The sequence below is a fragment of the Microcoleus sp. T3_A4 genome (assembly GCF_036700465.1).
In the GTDB taxonomy this organism is placed as follows: Bacteria; Cyanobacteriota; Cyanobacteriia; order Cyanobacteriales; family Microcoleaceae; genus Microcoleus.
Genome location: NZ_JAUBOY010000039.1, coordinates 1 through 24,569 on the forward strand (window position 1 = coordinate 1; position 24,569 = coordinate 24,569).

The 24,569-nt window shown below is 45.9% G+C and carries 16 protein-coding genes; 9 read left to right on the top strand and 7 right to left on the bottom strand.

Annotated features, from left to right (window positions below):
* The 3 genes from QUA07_RS21215 to QUA07_RS21220 form a co-directional block, all read right to left on the bottom strand.
* The coding region (locus QUA07_RS21215; RefSeq protein WP_333328846.1) for a DUF4347 domain-containing protein at positions 1-2,712 on the bottom strand (2,712 nt) is incomplete at its 3' end.
* A gap of 409 nt (positions 2,713-3,121) precedes the next feature.
* Positions 3,122-3,259 carry a sulfotransferase gene (locus QUA07_RS30110; RefSeq protein WP_445305906.1) on the bottom strand — a complete coding sequence of 46 codons (138 nt, stop codon included), beginning with the start codon at positions 3,257-3,259 and terminating at the stop codon, positions 3,122-3,124.
* A gap of 366 nt (positions 3,260-3,625) precedes the next feature.
* Positions 3,626-4,423: a cation diffusion facilitator family transporter gene (locus QUA07_RS21220; RefSeq protein WP_333328848.1), complete on the bottom strand. Its 798-nt coding sequence runs from the start codon at positions 4,421-4,423 to the stop codon at positions 3,626-3,628.
* Between the two features lie 55 nt (positions 4,424-4,478).
* On the opposite strand from QUA07_RS21220, the gene hpsU reads away from it, so the two are divergent.
* On the top strand, positions 4,479-5,156 hold the full coding sequence (gene hpsU, locus QUA07_RS21225; RefSeq protein ID WP_333328851.1) for a hormogonium polysaccharide biosynthesis acetyltransferase HpsU: 678 nt from the start codon (positions 4,479-4,481) through the stop codon (positions 5,154-5,156).
* A gap of 19 nt (positions 5,157-5,175) precedes the next feature.
* Here the strand turns inward: hpsU and QUA07_RS21230 are convergent, their stop codons facing one another.
* Together QUA07_RS21230 and QUA07_RS21235 are read right to left on the bottom strand one after the other, a co-directional pair.
* The gene (locus tag QUA07_RS21230; protein WP_333328854.1) at positions 5,176-6,504 is read right to left on the bottom strand and encodes a response regulator; all 1,329 of its coding nucleotides are present in this window, start codon (positions 6,502-6,504) and stop codon (positions 5,176-5,178) included.
* Between the two features lie 5 nt (positions 6,505-6,509).
* A complete protein-coding gene (locus QUA07_RS21235) occupies positions 6,510-11,363 on the bottom strand; it encodes a PAS domain S-box protein (protein ID WP_333328856.1) in 4,854 nt (1,617 codons plus the stop codon).
* A 280-nt stretch (positions 11,364-11,643) separates the two neighbouring features.
* Here QUA07_RS21235 and QUA07_RS21240 point away from each other — a divergent pair, with 280 nt between their 5' ends.
* The 3 genes from QUA07_RS21240 to QUA07_RS21250 all read left to right on the top strand — a co-directional run bounded on the left by QUA07_RS21240 (position 11,644) and on the right by QUA07_RS21250 (position 15,004).
* Positions 11,644-11,778, top strand: coding sequence for a hypothetical protein (locus QUA07_RS21240; protein WP_333328859.1), 135 nt, complete (start codon positions 11,644-11,646; stop codon positions 11,776-11,778).
* Positions 11,779-12,345: 567 nt separating this feature from the next.
* Positions 12,346-13,857, top strand: a complete 1,512-nt coding sequence (locus tag QUA07_RS21245; RefSeq protein WP_333328862.1) for a mechanosensitive ion channel domain-containing protein — start codon at positions 12,346-12,348, stop codon at positions 13,855-13,857.
* Between the two features lie 10 nt (positions 13,858-13,867).
* Positions 13,868-15,004, top strand: coding sequence for a flagellar assembly protein H (locus QUA07_RS21250; protein WP_333328865.1), 1,137 nt, complete (start codon positions 13,868-13,870; stop codon positions 15,002-15,004).
* A gap of 88 nt (positions 15,005-15,092) precedes the next feature.
* Here QUA07_RS21250 and QUA07_RS21255 read toward each other — a convergent pair whose 3' ends face one another.
* Positions 15,093-15,701, bottom strand: a complete 609-nt coding sequence (locus QUA07_RS21255) for a TetR/AcrR family transcriptional regulator (protein ID WP_333328868.1) — start codon at positions 15,699-15,701, stop codon at positions 15,093-15,095.
* A 115-nt stretch (positions 15,702-15,816) separates the two neighbouring features.
* Here QUA07_RS21255 and QUA07_RS21260 point away from each other — a divergent pair, with 115 nt between their 5' ends.
* The 3 genes from QUA07_RS21260 (at position 15,817) to QUA07_RS21270 (ending at position 19,467) form a co-directional block, all read left to right on the top strand.
* Entirely contained in the window at positions 15,817-17,244 is a 1,428-nt protein-coding gene (locus QUA07_RS21260) for an HlyD family efflux transporter periplasmic adaptor subunit (RefSeq protein ID WP_333328870.1), read from the top strand.
* 64 nt (positions 17,245-17,308) lie between these two features.
* On the top strand, positions 17,309-18,493 hold the full coding sequence (gene devC / locus QUA07_RS21265; RefSeq protein ID WP_333328873.1) for an ABC transporter permease DevC: 1,185 nt from the start codon (positions 17,309-17,311) through the stop codon (positions 18,491-18,493).
* 257 nt (positions 18,494-18,750) lie between these two features.
* Positions 18,751-19,467 carry a DevA family ABC transporter ATP-binding protein gene (locus QUA07_RS21270; RefSeq protein ID WP_333328876.1) on the top strand — a complete coding sequence of 239 codons (717 nt, stop codon included), beginning with the start codon at positions 18,751-18,753 and terminating at the stop codon, positions 19,465-19,467.
* A 264-nt stretch (positions 19,468-19,731) separates the two neighbouring features.
* On the opposite strand, the gene QUA07_RS21275 is transcribed toward QUA07_RS21270, so the two are convergent.
* On the bottom strand, positions 19,732-23,706 hold the full coding sequence (locus tag QUA07_RS21275; protein WP_333328878.1) for a DUF4347 domain-containing protein: 3,975 nt from the start codon (positions 23,704-23,706) through the stop codon (positions 19,732-19,734).
* Positions 23,707-24,242: 536 nt separating this feature from the next.
* Between QUA07_RS21275 and QUA07_RS21280 the strand changes: the two genes are divergently transcribed.
* A complete protein-coding gene (locus tag QUA07_RS21280; protein WP_333328881.1) occupies positions 24,243-24,371 on the top strand; it encodes a DUF4915 domain-containing protein in 129 nt (42 codons plus the stop codon).
* Between the two features lie 31 nt (positions 24,372-24,402).
* Positions 24,403-24,534 (top strand): hypothetical protein, encoded by a 132-nt coding sequence (locus QUA07_RS21285; protein WP_333328884.1) that lies wholly within the window; start codon positions 24,403-24,405, stop codon positions 24,532-24,534.
* Positions 24,535-24,569 lie beyond the last annotated feature (35 nt).

Genomic DNA, 24,569 nt, shown 5'->3' on the forward strand with positions numbered 1-24,569 from the left:
AGCATTGGTGAAGGTTAAACTGGATTTATCTACAGTACCTTCGGTAGTTTTGTTGCTAGTTAATGGAATGGTGACATTGGCTGTTGGTTGGGTGTTGAGTACGACATTAAAGGTGGATGTTCCCCCCGCTTCGGTGGTGGTTAAGGGAGTAGTGGGGGTGATGGTAATTCCGGCTGTGTCATTGTCAGCAATTACTAGGGTTTGCTGTTGAGTCCCATTTTCCGTGCCGTTTGTGACTCCAGTGATATCTACAATGACAGTCTCTAGCCCTTCAGCAATCTGATCGTTGACCCCCGTAACCGTTGCTGTTCCACTGGTGCTACCTGCGGGAATGCTGATGGACGTGCTACTCGCTGTGTAGTCAGTCCCACCTCCCGTCGCTGTCCCGGCGTAGCCCAGGTTAACAGTAACAGCTTGAGTGGAAGGGTTTGACAAAGTGGCTGTCAGGGTTGCCGTTCCCCCATTTTCCGCTAGGGGGGAGCCAGTTGCGCCTAAGGTAACGCTGGGCTGGGTTTCATTGTCCGCGATGGTCAATACGGTCGTTGTTTGCGTTCCCAGAACGGCGTTGCTGCCAGCAGCCAGACTCAGATTAATGGTTTCACTACCTTCAAACGTGGCATCGTCGACAACTGGAATAGTAACTGTTTTGCTGCTTTCACCCACCGCAAAATTGACAGTTAATGGGAAACTGCTGCTGGTGTAATCCGTGCCGCTCCCAGTTGCTGTTCCTCCCGTAATGGACACTGTGGCAGTAGCTGCCTGGTTTAGAGCTCCCGTGCGGGTGAGGGTAACGGCATTGCTGGTTCCACTGTTTTCCACTGTACCATAGGTGGCAGCGCCAAACTGGATGTTACTAACGTAATCCGTTGTAGTGACTGCCACCTGACGATCTGGTAAAATATCAAAGCGATCATCACTAGCTGCATCGTTCACGCTAACCGTGATCTTGCTGTTTTGACTACCATCAACGATCCCATCAAAGGGTCCGGTGACAGTGACAATTTGCGGTACATTCCAGTTAGCAGCGGTAAACGTCAAGACACTCGCACTTAGGGTCACTTCGGTCGCGTCACTGGGAGTGAGATTGATCACAACATCGCTTGTGGGGGCTTCTGGCAACGCGACGGTAAAGATACCCGTTGTACCGTCTTCACCCACCGTTAATGTGGTGGGTGAAACGTCTAGTCCGGGGTTCAGGCTGGTATAATAATTAAGGGTCTGGCTGGCACCAGGAGTAAGAGTCCCTACGTCGAAGGTGATGAACATTGCCACATCATTAGTGCTGGTGTAGCCAGTTGCCTGGGGGCTGTCGTATGCTGTTGGATCATACAAGAGTGGGGGAGTAAGACCGGAAATACCAATACCAGTCCGCGCCCGCGAGTCGCTACTGAAAAAAGAAATAGGTGCGTTCGAGCCACCACTTAAAGTTGAGTAAGGCCCTCCTGGTTGCTCAACCGCACGCGCAGCCGCAAACCCCTGAGCCGCCACCGTCCCCAGGATCTCGTTGACTGTTGCACTAGATCCAAAAACATCAGACGTGTTATCTGGATCGAAGGAGCGCATGAAGCGAACAGAATCTAACGTTGATACGCCAAGGTTGGTTAGTGTGACGGTGTTCTTAAAACTTTTATCGTTGACATCAAACGAGATATTTTGAGTAACCCTGAGGTTCCCACCCAGGATGCCTACAACCTGAGCCGAGAGCGTGTTACCGACGGAGTTATTGATAATTGTTGTGCCGGTAAAGTTATTCGTACCACCACTTCGCGCCGCGGTTCCAGTCGTCGCCACACCCCCTATTTTATAACCGGCAACAAAGCGCTCTTCTGGGGTTCCGGGAAGGAAGTAATCGATCCGCAGATCCGTATCCGTACCGAAGCCATCGGTATCGGAAACCATGCCAATACCCGTACCGATCTTCCGACCGAGGAAACCAGTCGGAGTGGTTGCTCCCCCAAAAGCACCATTTGTAGCCAAACCCAGTTCAACAAAGTTGCCCCCTAGATAAACTTCTCCACCTGTGGTGGTGCTGCGAGCTCCGGGTAGGGCTAAAATTCCTCCATAATTATTCCGGGTCGTCTCATCAAAGACTTTAGATGCTGTAATTTCGCCTGTGCTAAATTCTAGCTCCCAGTCGCCCCCTAGAGCGGAGTTCCCCGTCAGGTTTTTACTGGCTCCGATCACCGCTCCTGTTACCTGACTTAGTTGATGAACAAAGCTTTCACCTAAAAAACCCTCTGCTACATTACAGCCATAAAGGAGAATATTTGGAGCATTCCATTGTTGTAGTTGAGTTGCGTAACGGTTGAGGGTCTCTAAACTCAGTTGTGTATTGCCCAGGTGGAGGCTGCCCGGACTGCCGTGGGAGATGATATGAACGGCTTCGACAAAATTAGAGTTGCCCAGAATTTGGGTAATTTGCTCCACCCCATCTCGTTTGGGATCAAGAACCACTGCTTCGATACCGGGAACGACCCCCGCCACGAGCATCTGGTAATCTTCAACGGTAGGGTCGATAAAGGCGATCGCTTTTTTGGTAGTCCCGACAAGGGCTATATCTTCAATCAAGGCTTGAGTAATTTGCTCGATCGCCCTCAAATTGTCATTGAAAATTACAACTTCAGCGGTATCAGCGTTTTGAATCAGGCTTTGATAGTCCTGTAGGTCGGAGTCTACGAAAGTGATTTGCTTGTTCATGTTTGGTACGTTCATAATTGCTGAAATCCTTGATATCTATTGTTGACATTCAAGTCTGGTCGGGGTTTTAACCCCCACCTCGCTTAAGTCCTCGCTATGAGAACTGAATAATTTATTAGTCCTATCGATCGAATAAATCGGGCTGTAAAAGTGTTAGCCCGTTCCGCTGGAGCATTAAATAAATAATCTGGAAACATCAAAGGCATTGCGCCGAATTAGTAGCTCGATGCTGTCCATAATCCAAGCGAGGTTTCTGACACAGCAGATAACTTTGGCTTCGGGAAATAGTTCCAGAATTAATGCCAATTTGCTGCATCACAGGCGATTGGTGTCGGAGATCACTTCTCGATCAGTTGGCGGGTGGTAATAAGCTGTGCCTGTTTTTGTTCAGGGGAAATGAACACGGAAAACTCATTGTCTTCGCTCACTTTCCAGCATTCGATCGACGGGCATCCCCAATAGGGGAAGTCATAGCGCTGTAAAACCGGGGGTTTTGTCGTAGTAGTGCAGCCAGTAAAGTAGAGCCTGAGCGGGGTAGTCCTGATATGAAGTAGGCTTTCACTGGCCTGGCGTGGGAATGAACGCCTATAGCTTAGATGCAACTTTAATGTATCCCCCTAAAGACATATCTTTTATAGCATATTTTTATTTAACATTTCGCAACACAACATCCAGGTTTACGATCTCTTTACAATCTAGACATCGTGGGTTGGCTTTCCCTATCTCTAATCATTGCTTCGGGCCCCTGCCTCTGTAAAGTCGGAAAAGTCGGATCGTAAAGTCGGAAAAGTCGGATCTTTGTCTTGGTGATGAGTAGATAATAAGGTTTACGATATCTTTACAATCTAGATATCGCTGGGTTAATTACTTAGCTATTTTAACCGCAGATATCCGGGGATATATGCGGATATACGCAGATGAAGAGATGTTATTTGATGAGTTCTTCGAGGGATGGAAAAAGCAATTTTTCGGCGCTCACTTTTTCGCAATCACAACCTTGTTGACTTGCGGATATTGCTGATACTTTTCCCAGCAGCAATTGGATGCTTTCGATTAGCAGCGGTAGAGTTAATAAAATAATTGATGCAGAGACTAGCAAGCTAATTAAGCCGTCAGCCCAATTCCAGTGCAGCCACGCTACGGCGATCGCAGCTAAAATTACTCCAGCCGACGAAAAAATGTCGGCGACTGCGTGCAGAAACGCGCTTTTGAGATTCAAGTCACCGTGACAGCAGGAATGCAAACAACAAGCATTGATCGAGTTGATGCTTAAACCGACTATGGCGGTAATTAACATTGGGAACCCTTCTACTTCGGGAGTTGGGGACTGCAAACGGGCGATCGACTCAGCAGCAATCCACAGGGCGATCGCAACTAAACTGATACTATTAATTAAAGCAGCAATGATTTCTCCTCGTTCAGGGATTGACGATTGTGCGATCGTACAATCTACGGATTTACTTTTGCGTTTGACTGAGGAGTACCAAGTCGCTGTCAAAGTTATTGCTAAAGCTGCTACATCTGAAAAAACGTGACCCGCATCTGCTAATAGGGACAAACTATGAGAATTAAGTGCAGCGATTAACTCTGCTACAAAAAAGCTGCTAAGCAATACCAATGCTGTTTGTAAAAGTCGCACTTTGCCAATTCTGGGATTTATATTCTCGCATTGTGCGGTATCCTTGGCGTTTTCAGAGTCAAAATTTTCCTTAACTAGAAATGTCATGCAGCAGCCCTTAAGGTTAAACTCGATTTTAAATTAAACATTAAATTAACTATCAATGACCGATTATATACCAAATCCGCACCAAGATCCGGAAAATTCGATCGCAAATTCCCCAAATTCTCAAATAAACGATCGTCCAATTAGCGACAATCACGCAAATATTTTAACAGGGGAATCTTTGGTTGATTTGCGGAAGTACGATCAATCAAAGTTTGATCGAGGAAAGCCTACTTGGCTAATTTTGCTTTGGTGGTTCGTCCAGGCGATCGCATTTCCCCTCACTCCACACCCTTTTAACGGCATCAGAAGCAGGCTGCTGCGGTTATTTGGAGCGAAAATAGGTCGCGGTGTGATCATTCGCCCCACGGCTCGTTTTACCTATCCTTGGAAAATTGCAATCGGAGACTACAGTTGGATCGGAGATGATGTTGTATTGTACAGTCTCGATCGAATTGTGATCGGCAAACACTGCGTCATTTCTCAAAAAAGCTACCTCTGCACCGGCACTCATGACCTTCAAGACCCAGCCTTTGGCTTAATCACAGCACCTGTGGTCATTAATAACGGCGTTTGGATTGCCGCCGACTGCTTCGTTGGCCCTGGTGTAGAAATCGGTGCTAACGCCTTAATCGGAGCTCGCAGTAGCGTATTTAAACATATGCCCGCTAGCTTTGTTTGCACGGGAACACCTTGTCGTCCCCGCTATCGGCGAGAAATTAACCAAAGTTCATAAGAGACATTGCATCGGGAAACTAAGCAGCTTGAATAGCTTGTGGCCGAATTGGAATTTCAATGACGAATTCTATTCCCTTTCCTTCTGTAGGCTGGCAGTATAATCTGCCCCCATGCTTTTCAACGATAATTTGGTAACTGATAGATAACCCCAACCCAGTTCCCTTACCGATAGGTTTGGTGGTAAAAAAAGGGTCAAATAGTTTCGGTTGTAAACTTTCGCAAACTCCCCGACCGTTGTCACTAATATGAATAGCAACCCAATTCTCGTGAATTACTTTTGTAGAAATTTGAATGCGGTTCGGGTGTTGTTTGATTTCTGCAAACGAACGCTGCTGATTAGATTCATCCAAAGCATCAATGGCATTGGAAATAATATTCATGAACACTTGATTTAATTGTCCGGCATGGCATTCTACTGGTGGAATGTGACCGTAATTTTTTATTATTTCAATCTCAGGATGCTCTGGTTTTGATTTTAAACGATGATGCAGGATGGTGAGTGTACTATCAATTCCTTCATGAATATTTACTGCTTTCACGTCTGCCTCATCTAGGCGAGAAAAGATTCGCATAGACTTGACAATCTCCTGAATGCGCTGCGTTCCTAAGTTGATTGAGTTAAGAACTTTTATAAAATCTTCCTCCACAAATTCTAGTTCTATTTCATCCATAGCTGCTTGAATTCGAGGGGTGGGATTTACATAATCTTCTTGATAGATGTGTATGATTTTTAGTAAGTTATGAGCGTACTCTTGGGCATAACCCAGATTGCCAGAGATGAAATTTATAGGGTTATTTATTTCATGAGCAATCCCAGCCGCCATTTGCCCTAACCCGGACATTTTTTCGCTTTGGATTAACTTAAGTTGCATTTGTTGTAAATCCTCGTAGGCTTGGCTGACTTCTCTAACTTTTTCCTCCAATAAGATGTTTTTTTCTTCTAATTTATCAGCAAGAACATGAAGCTTTAAATGCAGCTTGACGCGAGCTAATACTTCCTCCTGTTGGAAAGGTTTGGTAATATAATCTACAGCCCCAAGCTGAAACCCTTCAACTTTATTTGCCGTATCCGAGAGCGCAGTCATAAATATAATGGGAATCTGTTTAGTTTCTGGATTAGCCTGTAATCGACGACAGGTTTCAAATCCATCAATCTCTGGCATCATGACATCTAACAAGATTAGATCTGGGAGAGCATATTTGACTCGCTCTAGTGCCATCTTTCCAGATTTCGCGACCCGAACTTCAAATCCTTCCTGACTTAAGGCATCAGATAAGACACCCAAGTTGGCTGAATTGTCATCAACTATAAGAATTGTACCATTTGCTTTAATCTCTGAATTCATAAACCTTACTTGTAGGACTGAATAAACGTTAAAATCTCTTCGTCTTGAAAGTCCTTTGCCATCTGATGCAATCTTTTAGCAAAGGGAATATATTGGGGATCTATTTCTTCAAGTAATACCGCCTGCTTAACTATTTCTAGGAAATTTCCTTTCATAGCCAGTTCGTATAGAATTTCCATTTCTTTAGCTGGCGGCGCAATTAGCTCATCGGTGTCTGAGCCGATCGCCAGGGGATCTTCATTAGCTTCATAAACCCATTCTAAATCAAGATACTGTTGTAATTTTTGCAGGAGTTCCGTGGCTTGAACAGGTTTGGGAATAAAAGTGTTGCCTCCTGCTTCTAAACTTCTGTATTGATCGGCTTCAAATACGCTGGCAGAAGAGACAATAATGATGATGTCTTTGAAGTTGTCCGATTCTCTAACCCGCTTAATTAGCTCGAAGCCATCTAGTTCGGGCATTAGTAAGTCGGTAACGATTAAATCTGGCTGTACCTCCAGAATTTTTTCCCAGCCTTCCTGCCCATCGTTTGCTTCAGACACCTCAAAGCCGAGCGGACTGAGCAAATTGCTAACTACCGAACGGTTAGCCCATTTGTCATCAATAACCACAATCTTAGGTTGGCGGTCTTTGATGCCGATAATCTGGCCGCGATGGTCAATTTGAGAAGTTTTCACCCATTCATCGGCTTGAGATAGATTGACATCAAACCAGAAAATACTGCCAACATTCATCTCACTTTGAACCTGAATGGTACTGCCCATTAGTTCTACAATCCTTTGGCTAATTGCCAGTCCTAATCCCGTACCTTCCGTCTGCCGCCTGCGATCTCCTACCTGCTCGAAGGGCTGAAAGATAGCTTGGAGTTGATCTTGGGCAATGCCGGTACCTGTATCGCGTATTTCAAAGCGAATTTTTTCTTCTGTGGCAAAGCTGACTATAAAAGTAACAGTACCCTCATCCGTAAATTTAATAGCGTTACTTAAAAGATTAATTAACACTTGTCGCAAGCGTTTTTCATCCGCACGAATACCGATCGGGAGTTCGGGACTTGATGGAAAATGAAACTGAATTCCCTTTAGTTCAGCTCGGATACGACACATTTCTGCGACACCTTGCAGGAACGCCGGGAAATGAAAATCCGTAGGCATGAGTTCCACTTTCTGTGCTTCAATCTTCGACAAGTCGAGAATATCATTGATTAAGGTCAGTAAATGGGAACCGCACTGATAAATAACATCAATGCGCGATCGCTCTTCTTGATTCAAGGATTTGGAACGCTGAAGAATCTGGGCGTATCCCATGATGCCATTAAGGGGAGTCCGCAACTCGTGGCTCATATTGGCAAGGAATTCACTTTTAGCGCGACTTGCTGCTTCGGCTGCTTCCTTAGCTTTTGCCATTAGGAATTCTGCTTGTTTGCGATCGTGGATATCGCTGCAAGTGCCAACCCACTCCCGGATGCTGTCATCTTCATTCAGAATGGGTACGCCTCTAACTTGAAAATAACGATAGTTTCCATCCGCTGCGCGGATTTGGTATTCTATGTCATACAGGGTTTTCGTTTGCGCTGCTTCCATCCACACCTGAGCGGTTCGTTCGCGATCGTCCGGGTGAATTGCATCTAACCAGCCCAAACCAATTACCTCAGCTTCGGTTTGTCCGGTGTAAGCTCTCCAACTCGGTAGATCCGGGCATCTTCCTTCACCATCCGCTGTCCATACAATTTGGGACGTAGCAGCGATTAGCGAACGATAGCGTTCTTCGCTTTGTTTTATAGCATCTTCGGCTTGTTTGCGATCGTGGATATCGGTGCAAGTGCCAACCCACTCCCGGATGCTGCCATCTTCATTCAGAATAGGTACGCCCCTACCTTGGAAATAACGATAGTTTCCATCCGCTCCCCGGATTCGATATTCTATGTCATACAGGCTTTTCGTTTGCACTGCTTCCATCCACGCCTGAGCGGTTGATTCGCGATCGTCCGGGTGAATTGCATCTAACCAGCCAAAACCAACCACCTCCTCTACGGTTTGTCCAGTGTAAGCTCTCAGAGTCGGCATATCCGGGCATCGCCCCTCAGAATCCCCTGTCCAGACAATTTGGGACGTAGCAAGGATTAGCGAGCGATAGCGTTCTTCGCTTTGTTTGATCGCATCTTCCGCTTGTTTGCGATCGGTAATATCTCGCACCACAGATAACGCATACAGCTTGTCATCCTGCCAATAGGGGGTTGCTGTAACTTCCACATCAATGCACTTGTTATCCTTGTGGACATCAATGGCATGACAGAAGAACTGCTTACCTGCCTTCACAGTTTCTAAGAAGTCCACAAATAGGTGGTAACTATCTGGGTGTATGAAGCCTCCAGGTGGTAGTTGAGCGAACTCCTCATAAGTGTAGCCGTGGATTCTGGCTTGCGCCGGATTGATGGCGACTACTTTTCCGGTTTCTAGTTCTGTGATGATAATGCCATCGTTCACCGACTCAAAAATACTGCGATACTGAGTTTCTTTATGTCGCAACGCTTCTTCCGCTTGTTTGCGATCGGTAATATCTCGCGTTGTGGCGATGAGGCCGAGGATATTGCCATTAGCATCCCGCCAAGGAGCTTTTGTAGTTAAAAAGGTCCTAGGGGTTTCATCATGAGAGATATCTTCCTCGTAACTCTCAGTGATTCCTGTTGCCATGATTTGACGATCTTTTGCCATCATTTCACGGGCAGCGTTAGGCAGTAATTCCCAATCATCTTTGCCGATGATTTCCTCACTTGGCTTGCCCAAGAAGTTTGCCAAATTGGAGTTAATGGCAACATAACGCCCTTCTCGATCTTTAACGACAATGAAGTCGGGTGTACTTTCCAAAATAGAGTTTAGCAGTGCATTACGATCGCGCAGAGCTTCTTCAGCTTGTTTGCGATCGGTAATATCTCGTGCTATGGCGATCATGCCGAGAATATTGCCCTGAGCGTCCCGCCAAGGGGCTTTTGTCGTTAAAAAAGAAGTGGTGATCTTACCATTAGAAACATCTTCTTCGTAGGTTTCAGTAGTGCCTGCTTCCATGATCTCGCGGTCTTTTGCCATTATTGGAACGGCAGCAGCAGGGGGAAGGAGTTCCGAATCATCTTTACCCAGGATCTCCTCAATGGGTTTACCGTAAAAGGAGGTTGCCCCATTGGAATTAAGGGCAACATATCGGCCTTCCCGGTCTTTAACAACTATTATGTCTGGCGTACTTTCCAAGATAGAGCTCAGCAAGACGTTGCGATCGCGCAGCACAGCTTGCTGTTCGCGCAGAGCTTCTTCAGCTTGTTTGCGATCGGTAATATCTGTATTAGCTCCAATCCATTCGCGAATTGAACCATCCGCGTTCAGAATTGGTACACCACGACAACTCATGTACCGATATTCGCCGTCATACCGGCGCATACGTAATTCATCTTCATAGAGCGAGCGATTGGCCACGGCAGCCGACCATATACTACCAACATGAGCGCGATCATCTGGGTGCATGGCATCTAGCCAGCCCCATCCTTTATACTCCTCAAATGTCTGTCCTGTAAATGCACCTAAAGTAGGTTGTTCGCTGGCTAATTCGCCATCAGCATTACCGATCCAAATAATTTGAGCGGTAGCTTCGATTAAAGAACGAAATCGTTCTTCATTTTGTTTGAGGACATCTTCTGCGTTTTTGCGATCGCGAATATCCCGCGTAATAGTGGCAATCCCTACCGGTTCATTAGTCTCTGGATGTCTAATCAAAAATAGGGTGTAATCTACCAGGATGGGTTGACCTGTCTGGAAATGTCTGAAGCGAAAATCACTCCGCCAACTTCCCTCTTGCATTATTGCCGGCATAATAAACTGCTGTACGAAGTCCAAATCTTCTGCCATGAAGAAGTCGGTCATGTGTTTGGTTCGGGCTTCCTCCAAACTACTGAGTCCCACCAAATCCAGACCCGCCTGATTCACTAGCATCGGGCGACCATCCATTGAGGCCACGCCAATAAAGTCACGGCTATTCTCGATCGTTGTAGCGAGCAATTGCCGTTCTTCCTCTGCTTTTTTGCGATCGCGAATATCCCGCACAATAGTGGAAATAAACTCGACTTCACCCGCTGCGGTTTTGTGAACGATCAAAACCTGGGAGACTGGAATTTCTTCCCCATCGCGTGACAAAAACAGGGTTTCACCTGCCCAACTACCCTCTCGCAAGGCGCTGGGAATTATTTCGTTGTGGAACTTTGCTTTTGCCGAGGGAGCTAATGCAGAATCTATAGTAAACGGAGCTCGTGCTTCCTCTGGGGACATCCCCAGCATTTCCTGTCCGGCTTGGTTGAGATAGACGCTATGCCCAGCCGCATCCACAACTCCTACTAAGTCGGAAGTTGCTTCCAAAATTGCCGTCAGTCGTGCCTGCTTTTGTTCTGCCCGCTTGCGATCGGTAATTTCAATCACAAGGGCACCAACACCAAAAACCAGGTCATTTTCGTCCCGCAAAGGATAGTAAGATGCTTGCCAGTAGCGCAGGATGCCCGGTTGTCTCGGAGTTTCACCCACTACTTCATAGTCGAGAATTGGCTTGCCCGTATCCAGAATTTCTTGCAAAATTGGTCCCAGAGTCGCAGCCAATTCTGGCAGCACTTCACACAGCGACCTACCAATATGATCTGCCACACAAATGCCATTGAGCTCTGCCATAGCTTCGTTAATTTGGACGTACCGGAGTTGGCGGTCTAAAATCATCAGTCCGGCATTCGCTGCAGCAAAAAAAGCCTCGAAGTGAGCCTGTCGCAATACCTGTGCTGTTGTGTTCTCTTGCTGGGGCGGTTGGTTTTTATGTGGTGGGAATGTGCTCATGTTGGCTCGTGCATTTCAGCTATAATTTTAGAACTTCTTTCCAAATACGGGTTCGTAAGGTTTTCCTTTTTTCCTATTTGGGTACTGAATAAAACGTTCAGTAGGGCGACAATTAGGCTTTCAATCGGCGATATATGTATCCCTGGCGACAATATTTCCGTTAATTCTTCGGATGTATCGCCAAGCAGTTCTATTGCTCATCAATTCTATTCCTAATCAATCCTATGGGTAGTACATTGGTGACAACATAAGCTAGGGAAGTGTTTGTCAATCAGCAATTATGCTCAGCATTTACTCAGATTTGGGGGGAAACTTAGATGTGGGCGATCGAGCAATCATGGCGATCGCCATATTGATGACCACCTACCCCCAAATCGCCAATTTTCCACTCCTCAACAAGCAGTATTTTCAGTAAAATTACGGATTGACAAATGCGATTAAATTATAGTTTGTCCCCCATGTCAGTAGAATGCCAAGTATTCTTGGAACGTTATCAATTTTAGCTAGATGCGTTAAATTTTCACTTAGATATACACAAGAGGGACGCAACTGGCAGAGTAATAGCAATATCTCTCCCACCAGTCAAAATCATTGTAATACTTGGATATTTGACTTGTCCACTTAAATAGTCATTGAATAATCCCTGCTTAAGTTGATAACGGGACTTCACAAAAAAATAGTGGAGAGTATGATAAACTCGAATCGAGTTAATGTTGACTAAAGTTAGTAGAGCGATCGCTTTAACAATAGATGAGTCGGCTCTCTGATCGCGAAAAAGTGGCACACTAACCACAGGCCTGCGAAGACCAGGTATCCGAAAAATTGGCAAGAGGGATAACTGCGTATTATGAGGAACCACATCTCTATCTAACGACTTCACTTTTTTACTCTAAAAACAGGTTAAAATTTATGATAACTATCTCAGTATTGTATTTTGACATTGGGTACTGAGAACTTTATTTTTTACTACTTTCCTTAAAAAATGACCACACAAAAAACCTTCTTCCCTGAATTTAAATTGAATACAATCCCCGAAGAAGTATTGACACAGATATCGCAAATATTTACAGCTACCCTATTTAAAATAGGTGAAAATCCAGTATCGTTGCAGTCACTGGTGGAACTGATTGTATTGTTTATGGCTATCCTTGTCATAGCACGCTCTTTTACAAACTTTCTTAAGGAACGCTTGCTAGTCAGACTGGGAATTGACGAGGGAAACCGGGAAGCGATCGCAGTAATTATTGGGTATTTGATAGTAGCTTTGGGGGTGATAGTCGCCATCCAAAGCATCGGTTTCAACCTCGCTTCTTTTGCAGTAGTTGCGGGGGGATTGGGAGTCGGAATTGGCTTCGGAATCCAAGATTTAACAACTAATTTTGTCAGCGGCTTAACGCTGCTTTTAGACAGACCTGTGAAAGTCGGAGACTTTGTGGAATTAGAAGGATTAATGGGAATCGTCAAAAAAATCTCGATTCGATCTACCATCCTCCAAACCACTGAGGACTCAAGCGTCATAGTTCCCAACAGCAAAATGATTAGCAACAAAATTGTTAACTGGAGTTACGAAAACTCCCTACTCTGTCTGCGAGTTCCCGTAGAAGTAGCCGAGAATAGTAACCCGCTGTTAGTGACAGAAACTCTATTAAATATTGCTTACAAAGAAGCAGGAGTTTTGTACGAACCGAATCCGAAAGTATTGTTTGTCGAGTTTGGTGATGATAGTTTTAAATTTGAACTTTTAGTTTGGACGGACAAGCCGACTGAAAGAGAAATAATTAAAAGTTCTTTAAATTTTGCAATTGAATACAATTTCCGCCACCAAAAGATAGAATTTCCGTTCAATGACAGAGAAATTTATTTGCAAAACCCCGAAGTTCTGTTGTCAATGTTCAACAAAAAAGAAACTGCAATTGACCTCCCGAACAGTTACTCGGAAAATGAGCCAAAACCGCCAATTTTTGCAGAGAAACTGAAAAAGCCATCGTCGCTTAGCTGTTTGCTGCGAGAGGTGGAATACTTTGAAAATCTGACTGATCTTGAATTGCGGCAATTGATTGAAGTTGGATACCGCAAACGGCTGCGATCGCAAGAATATTTGTTTCACGAAAACGACCCCGGAGATGCTTTTTACATGATTCTTTCAGGTTCAGTAGAAGTTTTTGTAGAAGCTATTGACAAACATCTGAATAACCTCGGTACTGGTCAGTTTTTCGGGGAACTTTCTTTGATGTTGGGCATTCCCAGAACTGCTTCGGTAAGAGCTTTGGAAGAAACAATTTTGTTTGCCATCAATAAAGAAGGTTTCCAAAAAGTTTTAACGGAACGACCGGATTTATCTGAACAGATTATTCAAGAAATAGTCAAACACAAAGAAGAACTCCACGAGAGACAGCAATTATTGCGAGAAATGGAATTGGTAGATGCAGCAGAAGAGGAGGAAAATCCTGTAGAATGGGTGAGAAAACGGCTAAAAAATCTATTTAGCGTTTGAAATAATTTCTATGACGCGATTTATTCACGATCTCTTTGCCAAAGAATTTCTGGAAGAGTTGCTGTCCCCGATTGGAACGGTTAATGTCGGCCGCGATGTGACTTCGGAAGTCCGAGAAATCGATGTTTACTTCACTCCCAGCACCGCAATTCCCGAATACTCAGAAACCCTGGGATTGTTGGGAAAAATGGCAAGCACAACTGCAATTTTTGAACCGTTTCGCAATCCGGCAAACGTCAGCGAAATTTGTAGCTGCCTGGGCAAGTTATTGGACGTGCGAGGTGAATTGGAGCGAAAATTTAGGAGAGAAAATACTCGCTATGATGATGCTCAGTTACCCAAACTGTGGATTTTGATGCCCACAGCATCGAAAGCATTGGTAGATAGCTTTAATGCGATACCAGACACAGAGAATTGGATGCAGGGAATTTATTTTTTCGGTGAATCTTTGCGAACTGCAATTGTGGCGATTCACCAGTTGCCAGAAACTCCAGAAACCCTGTGGTTGAGGATTTTGGGCAAAGGGGGAGTGCAGCAAAGGGCTATTTCCCAATTAAGCGCTTTAGCAACAGACGATCCGTTGCGGATTATCGCGCTAGAATTGCTGTATCGGTTACAGTCAAATTTAGTAACCGATGCGCCACAAGAATTAGAGCCAGAAGAGCGGGAGTTAATTATGGCCATTGCACCACTTTTTCAACAACAAATACAAGCAGCACAGCAACAAGCTAGAGAAGAAGGACTAGAAGAAGGACTAGAACAAGGGCTAGAACAAGGACTAGAACGAGGCAGACAAGAACAACAGCGCTTAATCTTAGAAAACTTTCTGCGAGTTAGATTTGGAGAATTAAGCCCCAAAATGACTGTTTTTCTATCTCCAATATCCAAGTTGGCGGCGACAGAATTTACAGTGCTGTTGCTGGCAATCTCAATGCTGACAGTTGATGAAACAGGGCGCGAAGCAGCGGTTAAATTGTTAGCTGAAAGTGCGTTGCAAATGCGATCGCCTGAATTGGGTGATATTCTGCCTACAGCCGTTACTAATTTATTGGCATTGCCTGTGGCAGAATTGACATTGTTTGTAGAACAACTGCCACAGTTATCGGCGGAGGAATTGAGGGACAGGTTAGGAAAAACACCTGACTAAAACCTGCGATCGCAGCCATAAAGGGATCTCGCTCTTTATGGCATTTAAATCATTCTCAAATAAAATTCCTAGATTCTGTCGATCGCACTTAGGAATTGGACTGCGGGCCTAAAATCAAGTGCAGCAGACCATCGATCAGTCGATCGCGCTCCATTGGGATAATCTCTTTACCGTGCATCATATGCTGCATTAACTGAAAATATACCAAAGCTCCGATAAAAATCCGCGCAGTGGCCTCGGGATCGGGCAATTTTAACTCTGGATGCGATGCCAAATATTCCGCTAGCCGCTCGATACCCGGTTTAGCTAAGTTTTTCACAAAAGTCTGCGCTAGCTGGGGAAAACGCCCTGATTCGGCAATCACTAACCTCACAAAATTGAGATATTCTGGTTCCTGGGTCGCCTGATCCAATATAGTTGTGGCAGCGAATCGCAGCGCTACGGCCGGCTCTTCATCCAGAACTGTAAAATGGACTTTTTCTCGCGCCAGCCGCTGTACCAAAGCCGCGAATAATCCTTCTTTATCTGCAAAATAACTGTAAACCGTGGCTTTGGAAACTCCGCCCGTCTTCGCTACCTTGTCCATACTCGTCCCCGCGTAGCCGTGGGCTAAAAATTCTTGCATCGCACCTTGCAGGATTTGCTCGCTCTTGTCCCCTCCTGCTGCGTCTGCTTCGATCGGTTTTGTCCTTGCCATACCTTGCTTCTGTAATTTTTATTTGGGCTCTTGACATCATTATACTAAACGGTTTAGTATTAAAAGATATCGGAACTAAACGGTTTAGTATTATTTTCTCACAAAGAGGTATGTCATGGTACACCAACCAACAGCGGAGGGCTTATCCTCAAATCCATCCCTAGTTAAACAACTCCTAGTTGTGGCAGCAGTAGCAACCCTGGGGGCAGCAGGAACCACAGGCTACACGATCTGGCGATCGCGCATACCCGATCCCAATGCAGTAGCCGCAGCAGCAGCCGTCGCAGCATCCCAATTAAGGACTGTTACAGCCTTGGGACGACTGGAACCCAGAGGAGAAGTAATTAAAATCTCTGCCTCCGGTGCCGCGGAAGGAAACCGGATCGATCGACTTTTGGTGAAAGAGGGAGACACAGTGAAAACAGGCCAGGCGATCGCAATTTTGGACAGCCGCGATCGCCTGCAAGCCGCTCTCGACCAAGCTCAAGAACAAGTGCGCGTCGCCGAGGCAAACCTAGCAAAAGTCAAAGCTGGAGCCAAAAACGGCGAAATTCAAGCCCAGAAAGCAACTATTAGCCGCCTAGAAGCCGATCGCAGCAACGAGATCGCAGCGCAACAGGCGATCGTCAGCCGCCTAGAAGTCGATCGCAGCACCGAAATAGCAGCGCAACAAGCCACAATTGCCCGCATCAGGGCCGAACAGCAAGGGGAAATTCAAACTCAAAAAGCCGCAATTGCCCGCCTACAAGCCGAACTCCGCAACGCTCAAAGCGAGGATCGGCGGTACTCCCAACTCTATGAACAGGGAGCAATTTCCGCCTCAACTAGCGACAGCAAAAGCCTCGCCGCCGAAACAACTCAACAGCAACTCAACGAAGGAAAGTCAAAACTAAATCAAATTCAGGAATCCCGCCAACAGCAGATTAACGAAGCCCAAGCCAAATTGAATCAAATTCAGCAATCTCGCCAACAGCAAATTAACGAAGCGCAAGCAAAACTCAGCCAAGTTGAGCAATCTCGACAACAGCAGATTAATGAAGCGGTGGCAAATCTCGATCGCATCGCCGAAGTGCGTCCCGTTGACATAGCAGCAGCCGCCGCCGAAGTCAGTTCCGCTGCTTCAGCAGCCAAACAAGCCAAAGCCAATCTGGATCTAGCTTACATCCGTGCTCCCAGAGACGCCCAAGTCCTGAAAATTCACACGCATCCGGGCGAAAGGGTAGGAAACGACGGCATTGTCGAACTCGGACAAACTCGCGAGATGCTGGCTGTTGCGGAAATCTACGAAAGCGATGTGGACAAAGTACGCCTCGGACAAACCGCCAAAATTACTAGCGATGCTTTGACCGGCGAATTGCGGGGAACAGTCGAACATATTGGTTTGCAAGTGCAGCGGCAAAACATTGTTAACACCGATCCTTCTGCGAATATTGATAGTCGAATTGTGGAAGTAAAAGTGCGCTTAGATGAAGCTTCCAGCCAGAAAGTAGCGGGATTCACCAATTTACAAGTCAAAGTGGCGATCGGGGAATTTAAAGATTAAGAAGACTTAAACCGCCGGGTCGCTTTCTTCAATCCAAAATCACCAATCTAAAATCTAAAATCCTATGCTTGGACTCATCCAACCCTTACAACAATTAAGACGCAGAACTTCCCTCGGATGGCTGCAACTGAGCCACGACAAAGGGCGAATGGCCGTTGCAGTAGCAGGAATTGCCTTTGCTGACGTTTTGATGTTCATGCAGTTAGGCTTCCAAAATGCGCTTTACACCAGCAATACGCGGCTGCATCAAGCCTTGGAAACAGACTTAGTTTTGATTCACCCCCAAGCGCGAAATTTGATTAATTTGTCTTCCTTCCCCAGGCGCAGATTGTATCAAGCAATGAACGTACCGGGTGTGAAATCAGCCGAGCCGCTTTACGTGAAAATTGCTAACTGGAAAAATCCCGAAACTCGGCGCGAAACGTCGCTGATGGTGGTGGGTTTCAATCCGAATCACCCTGCGTTTGCGCTTCCCGAAGTCAACCAAAATTTGAGCGCGATTAAATTGCCAGATACTGTGTTGTTCGATCGCGCTTCTAGGGGAGATTACCAAGGGACGATCGCGCAACTCGATCAAGGAAAGTCTGTTAAAGCTGAGGTCGAGCGGCGCAAGATTACCGTCAGCGGTTTATTCACAGTTGGAGCATCTTTTGCCGCCGACGGTATTTTGATGACTAGCGATCAAAATTACCTGCGCCTGTTTGCGAGACAAAACGCCGCGAGTGTTAATGCCGGGTTAATTCAACTGCAACCGGGTGCTGACCCCGTGGAAGTTCAACAAGTTTTGAAAGCATATTTACCGCCGGATGTCAAGGTATTAACCAAACAAGAATTTATCGATTTTGAGAAAAACTATTGGGCTAAGAATACTGCGATCGGCTTTGTGTTTAATTTAGGCGTCGCGATGGGTTTTGTAGTTGGTGTCATTATTGTTTATCAAGTTCTCTCAACCGATGTCAGCGACCACATGGGAGAATACGCTACTTTCAAAGCGATGGGTTACCGCAATGTTTATTTACTGGGAATCGTTTTTGAAGAAGCTCTAATTCTTTCCGTCCTTGGTTTTTTGCCGGGAGTAGGAGTCTCTTTCGGACTCTACTCTTTAACTCGCAAAGCTACAAATTTACCCCTTTATATGACGCTGATTCGAGCGGTTGCAATATTAATTTTGAACGTGATTATGTGCACTATTTCGGGATCAATTGCCACTCGCAAACTGCAAGCAGCCGATCCAGCAGATATGTTTTAAGGGGAAATGAACAATAGAGTTTGAAGGACGCTAAATTCTGGTTATAAACCTCTTTCTAAGACTCGGCGGTTGAAACCGCTACTACACAAAGGAACGCCGCCTCTGCGGACTAAAGAATAAAGGGTGTATTAAAGCCAGATTTTGTATAAACTCCTGACTAACGACAGATTTTTTGTAATCATTCTCTTGTTTTTTCTCTGCATTCTCGACGAAGAAAGCGGTTTATTCTTAAATCTCAAACCTCAAACCAAGAAGTTATGAATTCTACTACTCTCTACCAGACAACCAACGCCTTAGAGATTCCAGCACCTATAATTTCCGCACACCAACTCGACCACTACTTCGGTCAAGGTCAACTGCGAAAACAGGTACTTTTTGACATTAATCTCGAAATTAAAGCAGGTGAAATTGTGCTAATGACGGGGCCTTCCGGTTCGGGAAAAACTACGCTTTTAACTTTGATTGGCGGGCTGAGATCAGGTCAATCGGGAAGTCTCAAAATTATCGGTCAAGAAATGTGCCATGCGAGTGCAGACCAATTGGTAAAGGCGCGGCGCAAAATTGGTTATATTTTTCAGGCGCACAACTTGCACCGCAGTTTGACGGCGCTGCAAAACGTGCAGATGGGTTTGGAAGTTCACGGGAATTTGTCGCGTTCCCAAATGCGCGATCGCTCTGCAAAAATGCTAGAGTTAGTGGGACTGGAACAGCGGATTAACTATTATCCAGATGATTTGTCGGGAGGGCAGAAACAAAGAGTTGCGATCGCCCGCGCTTTGGTCAGTCAACCGCAAATTGTTTTAGCTGACGAACCCACAGCCGCCCTGGACAGCAAATCCGGTCGCGAAGTGGTGAATTTGATGCAGCAACTAGCCAAAGAACAGGGTTGTACTATTTTGTTAGTAACCCACGATAACCGAATTTTGGATATTGCCGATCGCATCCTTCACATGGAAGATGGAAAATTAGCCTAATTTTTAAATTTCCCCAGAATAGACATCACCCATAACTCCCCCATTTTCAATTTTGGATGTCAAAATTTAAAGCCGAAAACTTGCCGATATTTTAATATTCGCACTCACTACAATCCTAACACCTCACTCCTCCCCTGTCAAGAGGTTTTTGATAATTGCTCCCTGATTATTTTGAGTGATTGCTAACTGGCTAAAGCTCAAACCTCCGGTTAGTGCGATCGCCTCCATGTGATGGCCTAGCCTATAGTTTCTTCCCCAGCAATTTTACAAGAAAGAGCTACTCTTAAAAGCAGTTGGATTCACATTATAAACCAATCCCAAGTAGTCATTCCCAGATTTAATCGCCGTTGCAGTTAGAGGCATCACCCCATCTACGATGACATTAACCGACTCAAAGGTTAGTTGACTGAAATTGGCACCAATCAACTTGATTTTATCGTCGGCAGTAGAGAAGTCAGTAATCACATCAGCTTGAGATGGGTCAGTAGCCGTATATTGTAAGACAAAGGTATCAGGCCCCAAGCCACCGGTGAGTACATCGAAACCTTGATCGCCCCATAACTTATCATCCCCATTCCCACCAATCAAGACATCATTTCCCTTCCCCCCGTGTAAGAGATCATGATCATTGCCACCAATGAGAGTATCATTGTCATTATTTCCACTCAAGAAGTCATCCGCATTACCACCAGAAAATTGGTCCGATCCTTTACCCCCAAAAAATTGATCGTTCCCATTACCACCATCAATGGTATCAGCGCCTCTGTTACCATGAATCGTATCATTACCGTCACTTCCCGTCAAGTTATCATTACCTGATAACGCGAATATCGGTTTGCCAAAGGCTGATTGTGGGATACTGGTATCATCATCATCAGTCAGTAGATTGTTGCCATCTACTTCTTGATTTTGTGGTAAATTAGTTGGTTCACCGCGATCGATATTACTGACTGATGGCGTGTTAATGGCGATCGTTATGGGTGTCGGTGTCGGTGTTTCTGTGGGAGTTGGTGTCGGTGTTGGTGTTTCCGTTGGTGTCGGTATCGGTGTTTCCGTTGGTGTTGGTGTTTCCGTTGGTGGTGTCGGTGTTTCTGTGGGAGTTGGTGTCGGTGTTGGTGTTTCCGTTGGTGTTGGTGTTTCCGTTGGTGTTGTCGGTGTTTCTGTGGGAGTTGGTGTCACCGTTGGTGTCGGTGTTACCGGTGGAATTGGTATGGGCGTTGGTGGGAAAACCGGCACCGCAATATTAACGTTAAAACTCCCTAAACTGGTAGCCGCATTGAAATTGCCAAGACTATCTTTAACTTGACTTGCTTGCAACTCAACAGTATAAGTTCCATTGTCAGTATTATCCCAACTTCCCCGAGGCGGAATAAACGAATAAGTTGCTGTCCGAGGCGTACCATTACTATTAGTATCGGCACTGACAAATTTGGCAGGAATGTCACCGCCAGACCAATTTATCAAAATATCAGAACTGTCCAAACTTGTAACATCGACAGCATTATTATCGCTGAAAGTAACTGTCAAACTTTGACTGGTTCCTCCGGCTGTCGTAATATCAGCAACAGGATTTATGGTGACGGTGGGTGCAACGGCATCGACTAATACGCCTGTGGTGCTACCGACGCTATTTAAAGTTAGGATCGCGTTGGCCTTGGTGGCATTTTGAATGGTAGCATCCGTGGGTAAAGTTAAGGCCGTACCAACTGTGATGCCGTCGGTATCTAGGTTGCCAGAAGCAACAGTATAGCGGAAGGTATGGGTGGTGGCAGAGGCTCCTGTACCATTGAGGGTAGCGTTGAGGGTGCCGCCAGTATCTAGAGTAATCGGTAAGTTGGCACCGCCAGTGATGGTTACGGGTTCGTTGAAGGTAACGGTAAAGTCCAGGTTTTCTCCAACTCCATAGGTGTTATTGGTGGGTGCGCTGACACTGGTGATGGTGGGGGCGGGGTTGACGGTAATATTGGCAGTTTCGTCAGCCACGCTGAATACGCTGGATGTGCTGTTATTGGTTAAGTCTGCTCCTGTGTCTGCGGTGCCGCCGTTGGTGCCGGTGATTTGGTCCCAGGCTTTGAAGGTAAAGGCGTTAGTGACAGTACCATTGTAGCTGGCATTGGGGACAAAGCGGATTTTGGTATTGGCATCGGAGGCTAGGAGACGTGCATTGATGGGCGAGGCGGTAAATGTATTCCAAGTTGTGCCATCAGTGGTGTATTGCCAAGTGCCGTTAGTTGTGTCCACGCTGGTGATCGCGATGCCTTGTTTGGCATCGGTGTCACTGTCGGTGATTTTTGTTCCCCCCAGATTCGCGATCATTGTGCTAATTAGTGTGCCGGTACTGGCGCTGTCTCCTTGGTTTTGGGCGGTGAGGGTGGGGGTGCCACTGGTATCTAATAGGGGGGAGTCGTTGACGAGGACGTTGATGGTGATGGGAGTGCTGACACCGCTACTGTCTTTGGCGGTGTAGGTGAAGGTGTCTACGCCGTTGAAATTGGCGTTAGGGGTGTAGAGGATGTTTTTTTTCGGGTCGATCGCGATCGCATTGATGACAGAACACCCAAACGGGTTAGCTGTGGCGTTAAAGGTAGTATCAACCGCCCCAGTAGTCGGGTTGAACTTCGCAACCTTGGCAGATAGGCTCATGAAAGACCAGCCACCAACTATGGAGTTGTCACTGCTATCGAAAGCGATCGCATTGAATTGAACACCCACATTGGGGTTAAAGGTAGTATCAGTCGCCCCAGTAGTTGGGTTTAACTTCGCACTTCGGAAGGGAGGATGACCGGCGTGTAACCCCCCGGAAAGCCAGCCACCGACAATGAGGTTGCCACTGCTATGGAGGGCGATCGCCGTGACAATCCAAAAACCCGCATCATTGGGGTTAAAGGTAGTATCAGCAGCCCCAGTAGTGGGGTCTAACTTGGCAATGTGGTTGCGAGTTTGGTCACCGATGGTGGTGAAGTCGCCACCGACATAGGGGTTTCCACTGCTATCGAGAGCGATCGCTCCGACCTCACGATTCGCATTCGGGTTAAAGGTAGTATCAGCAGCCCCAGTAATCGGGTCTAACTTGGCAATGTTGTTGCGAGATTGACCGCCGATTTGGGTGAACCAGCCACCGACATAGGGGTTTCCACTGCTATCGAGAGCGATCGCCCGGATCAAATTATCCGCATTGGGGTTAAAGGTAGTATCAGCAGCCCCAGTAATCGGGTCTAACTTGGCAATGTGGTTGCGAGTTTGGTCACCGATGGTGGTGAAGTCGCCACCGACATAGGGGTTGCCACTGCTATCGATGGCGATCGCCCGGACCCAACCACTCGCATTGGGGTTAAAGGTAGTATCAGCAGCCCCAGTAATCGGGTCTAACTTGGCAATGTGGTTGCGAGTTTGGCCACCGATGGTGGTGAACTCGCCACCGACATAGGGGTTGCCACTGCTATCGATGGCGATCGCGTTGACAGAAGGAGAATTATTACCATCCGCATTCGGGTTAAAGCTAGTATCAACAGTCCCATCAGAGTTTAACTTCGCAATGGAGTTGCGAGTTTGACCGCCGATGCGGGTGAAACTGCCACCGACATAGATCGAATCACCAATAATCGCGGTGCCGTGGCTAGGGCCGGTGACAATACTATCAACACTGAGTCTGCCGGTTCCCGTGTCGTTCGCTAAAACATCGATCGCGGTGGAAGTAGGGATAGCAGTAACATTGATGGCTTTGCTATCTGCGGTGCCAGTGAGTCCGGCTAAAGTGTAGTCATAATTGGGAAAATTCAGGGGTTGGGTTTCAATTTCCCCAAATTTCACTTCTAACTCCCCGTCGCCGCCAAAGGCCGCAGAACCTGTTAAGTCGTTAGAAGCTGCTACATCTGCGCCTGTTATTTCGCTGAGATGTTTGACAAAATTGAGGCCAGTTTCTCCCGCGCCCACATCGCATCCATATAATAGGATATCGCCGTTTTCAGTTAGGGCATTTCCCCACTGTTTTATCTGACTGCTGAAATTTTCTAGGTTATTCTGATTGAGTATGTCAGAACCGAGTTTTAAACTACCTTCGCTACCGTGGGAAAGGATGTGTACGGCTGCAACATCTTTTTGATCTGCCAAGGCTTGAGTAATTTGTGCGATCGCGCTCGAATTTTCATTTAAAATCACAATTTGAGCGGAATTGACATTTTGAATCAGGCTTTGATAATCTTGTATTGACGAGTCAACGAAAATGATTTCCTTGTTCATGGTAATCACCTATTGGTTTTTGTTAAGTCTAGGACTTACACATTCAGCGCAATTACCCACAATAAATGAGGCTTTTGGTGATCCCAAAAGCCGAGAACAACGAAATCTCGGATCAGTGCGTAAGTTCTAACTCATTCACTGCAAAAGTTTTTGCTTACCGGATGATTATTTCATCTAATCAATCACCACTTTTGCCTACTCAGTAAATAATTATGCTATACTGCTATTCAAGCATTTACTACAAAATCAAGAGTGATTTATTTACTTAAATTCATGAAATTTAAATTATCTTAAAAGAGTTTGTAAATATTAATCCATTAGTGTTCAACAATGACGATCGCACCGGAGGGAAAGGAAGCGGCTGGCGGCTGGGTGCGGTGATTAATTCTCGGATTTTCTCAATGCGAGCAAAACATAGGTGCTCAGCCAGAAACCAACAGAATCTAGGCTTTTTGGCGAATCTTTGATCGCGCAATGGGACTTTACTGTACGAACGCCTCTATTTAAGCTCAAAATATCAACTTTGGCTAGACAATTTGCTAGCTGCGGGTGGGCAACATCCAGGTTACGATCGCCTATATATTCCAAGAATCGGCTATACTACAGGAGATATCGACATTCACGATATCGCAGTAGATAAAAATCATCAAATCATTACTCTCTGACGTGCAAATAATTCCCGCAGCGCCAAAACCAATGGCTTTAGGTTTTCCAACGGAAGAAATTGCTCAGTTAGTTACGTTGGAATTTTTACCGCAGATGGCATATTTGGGAATTTTTACGGCAGATGGTAGCGGATATACGCAGATTAACGCAGATAAATGTTGATTGAGGACGAAAGTCCTCACTACCAACCTGACTTT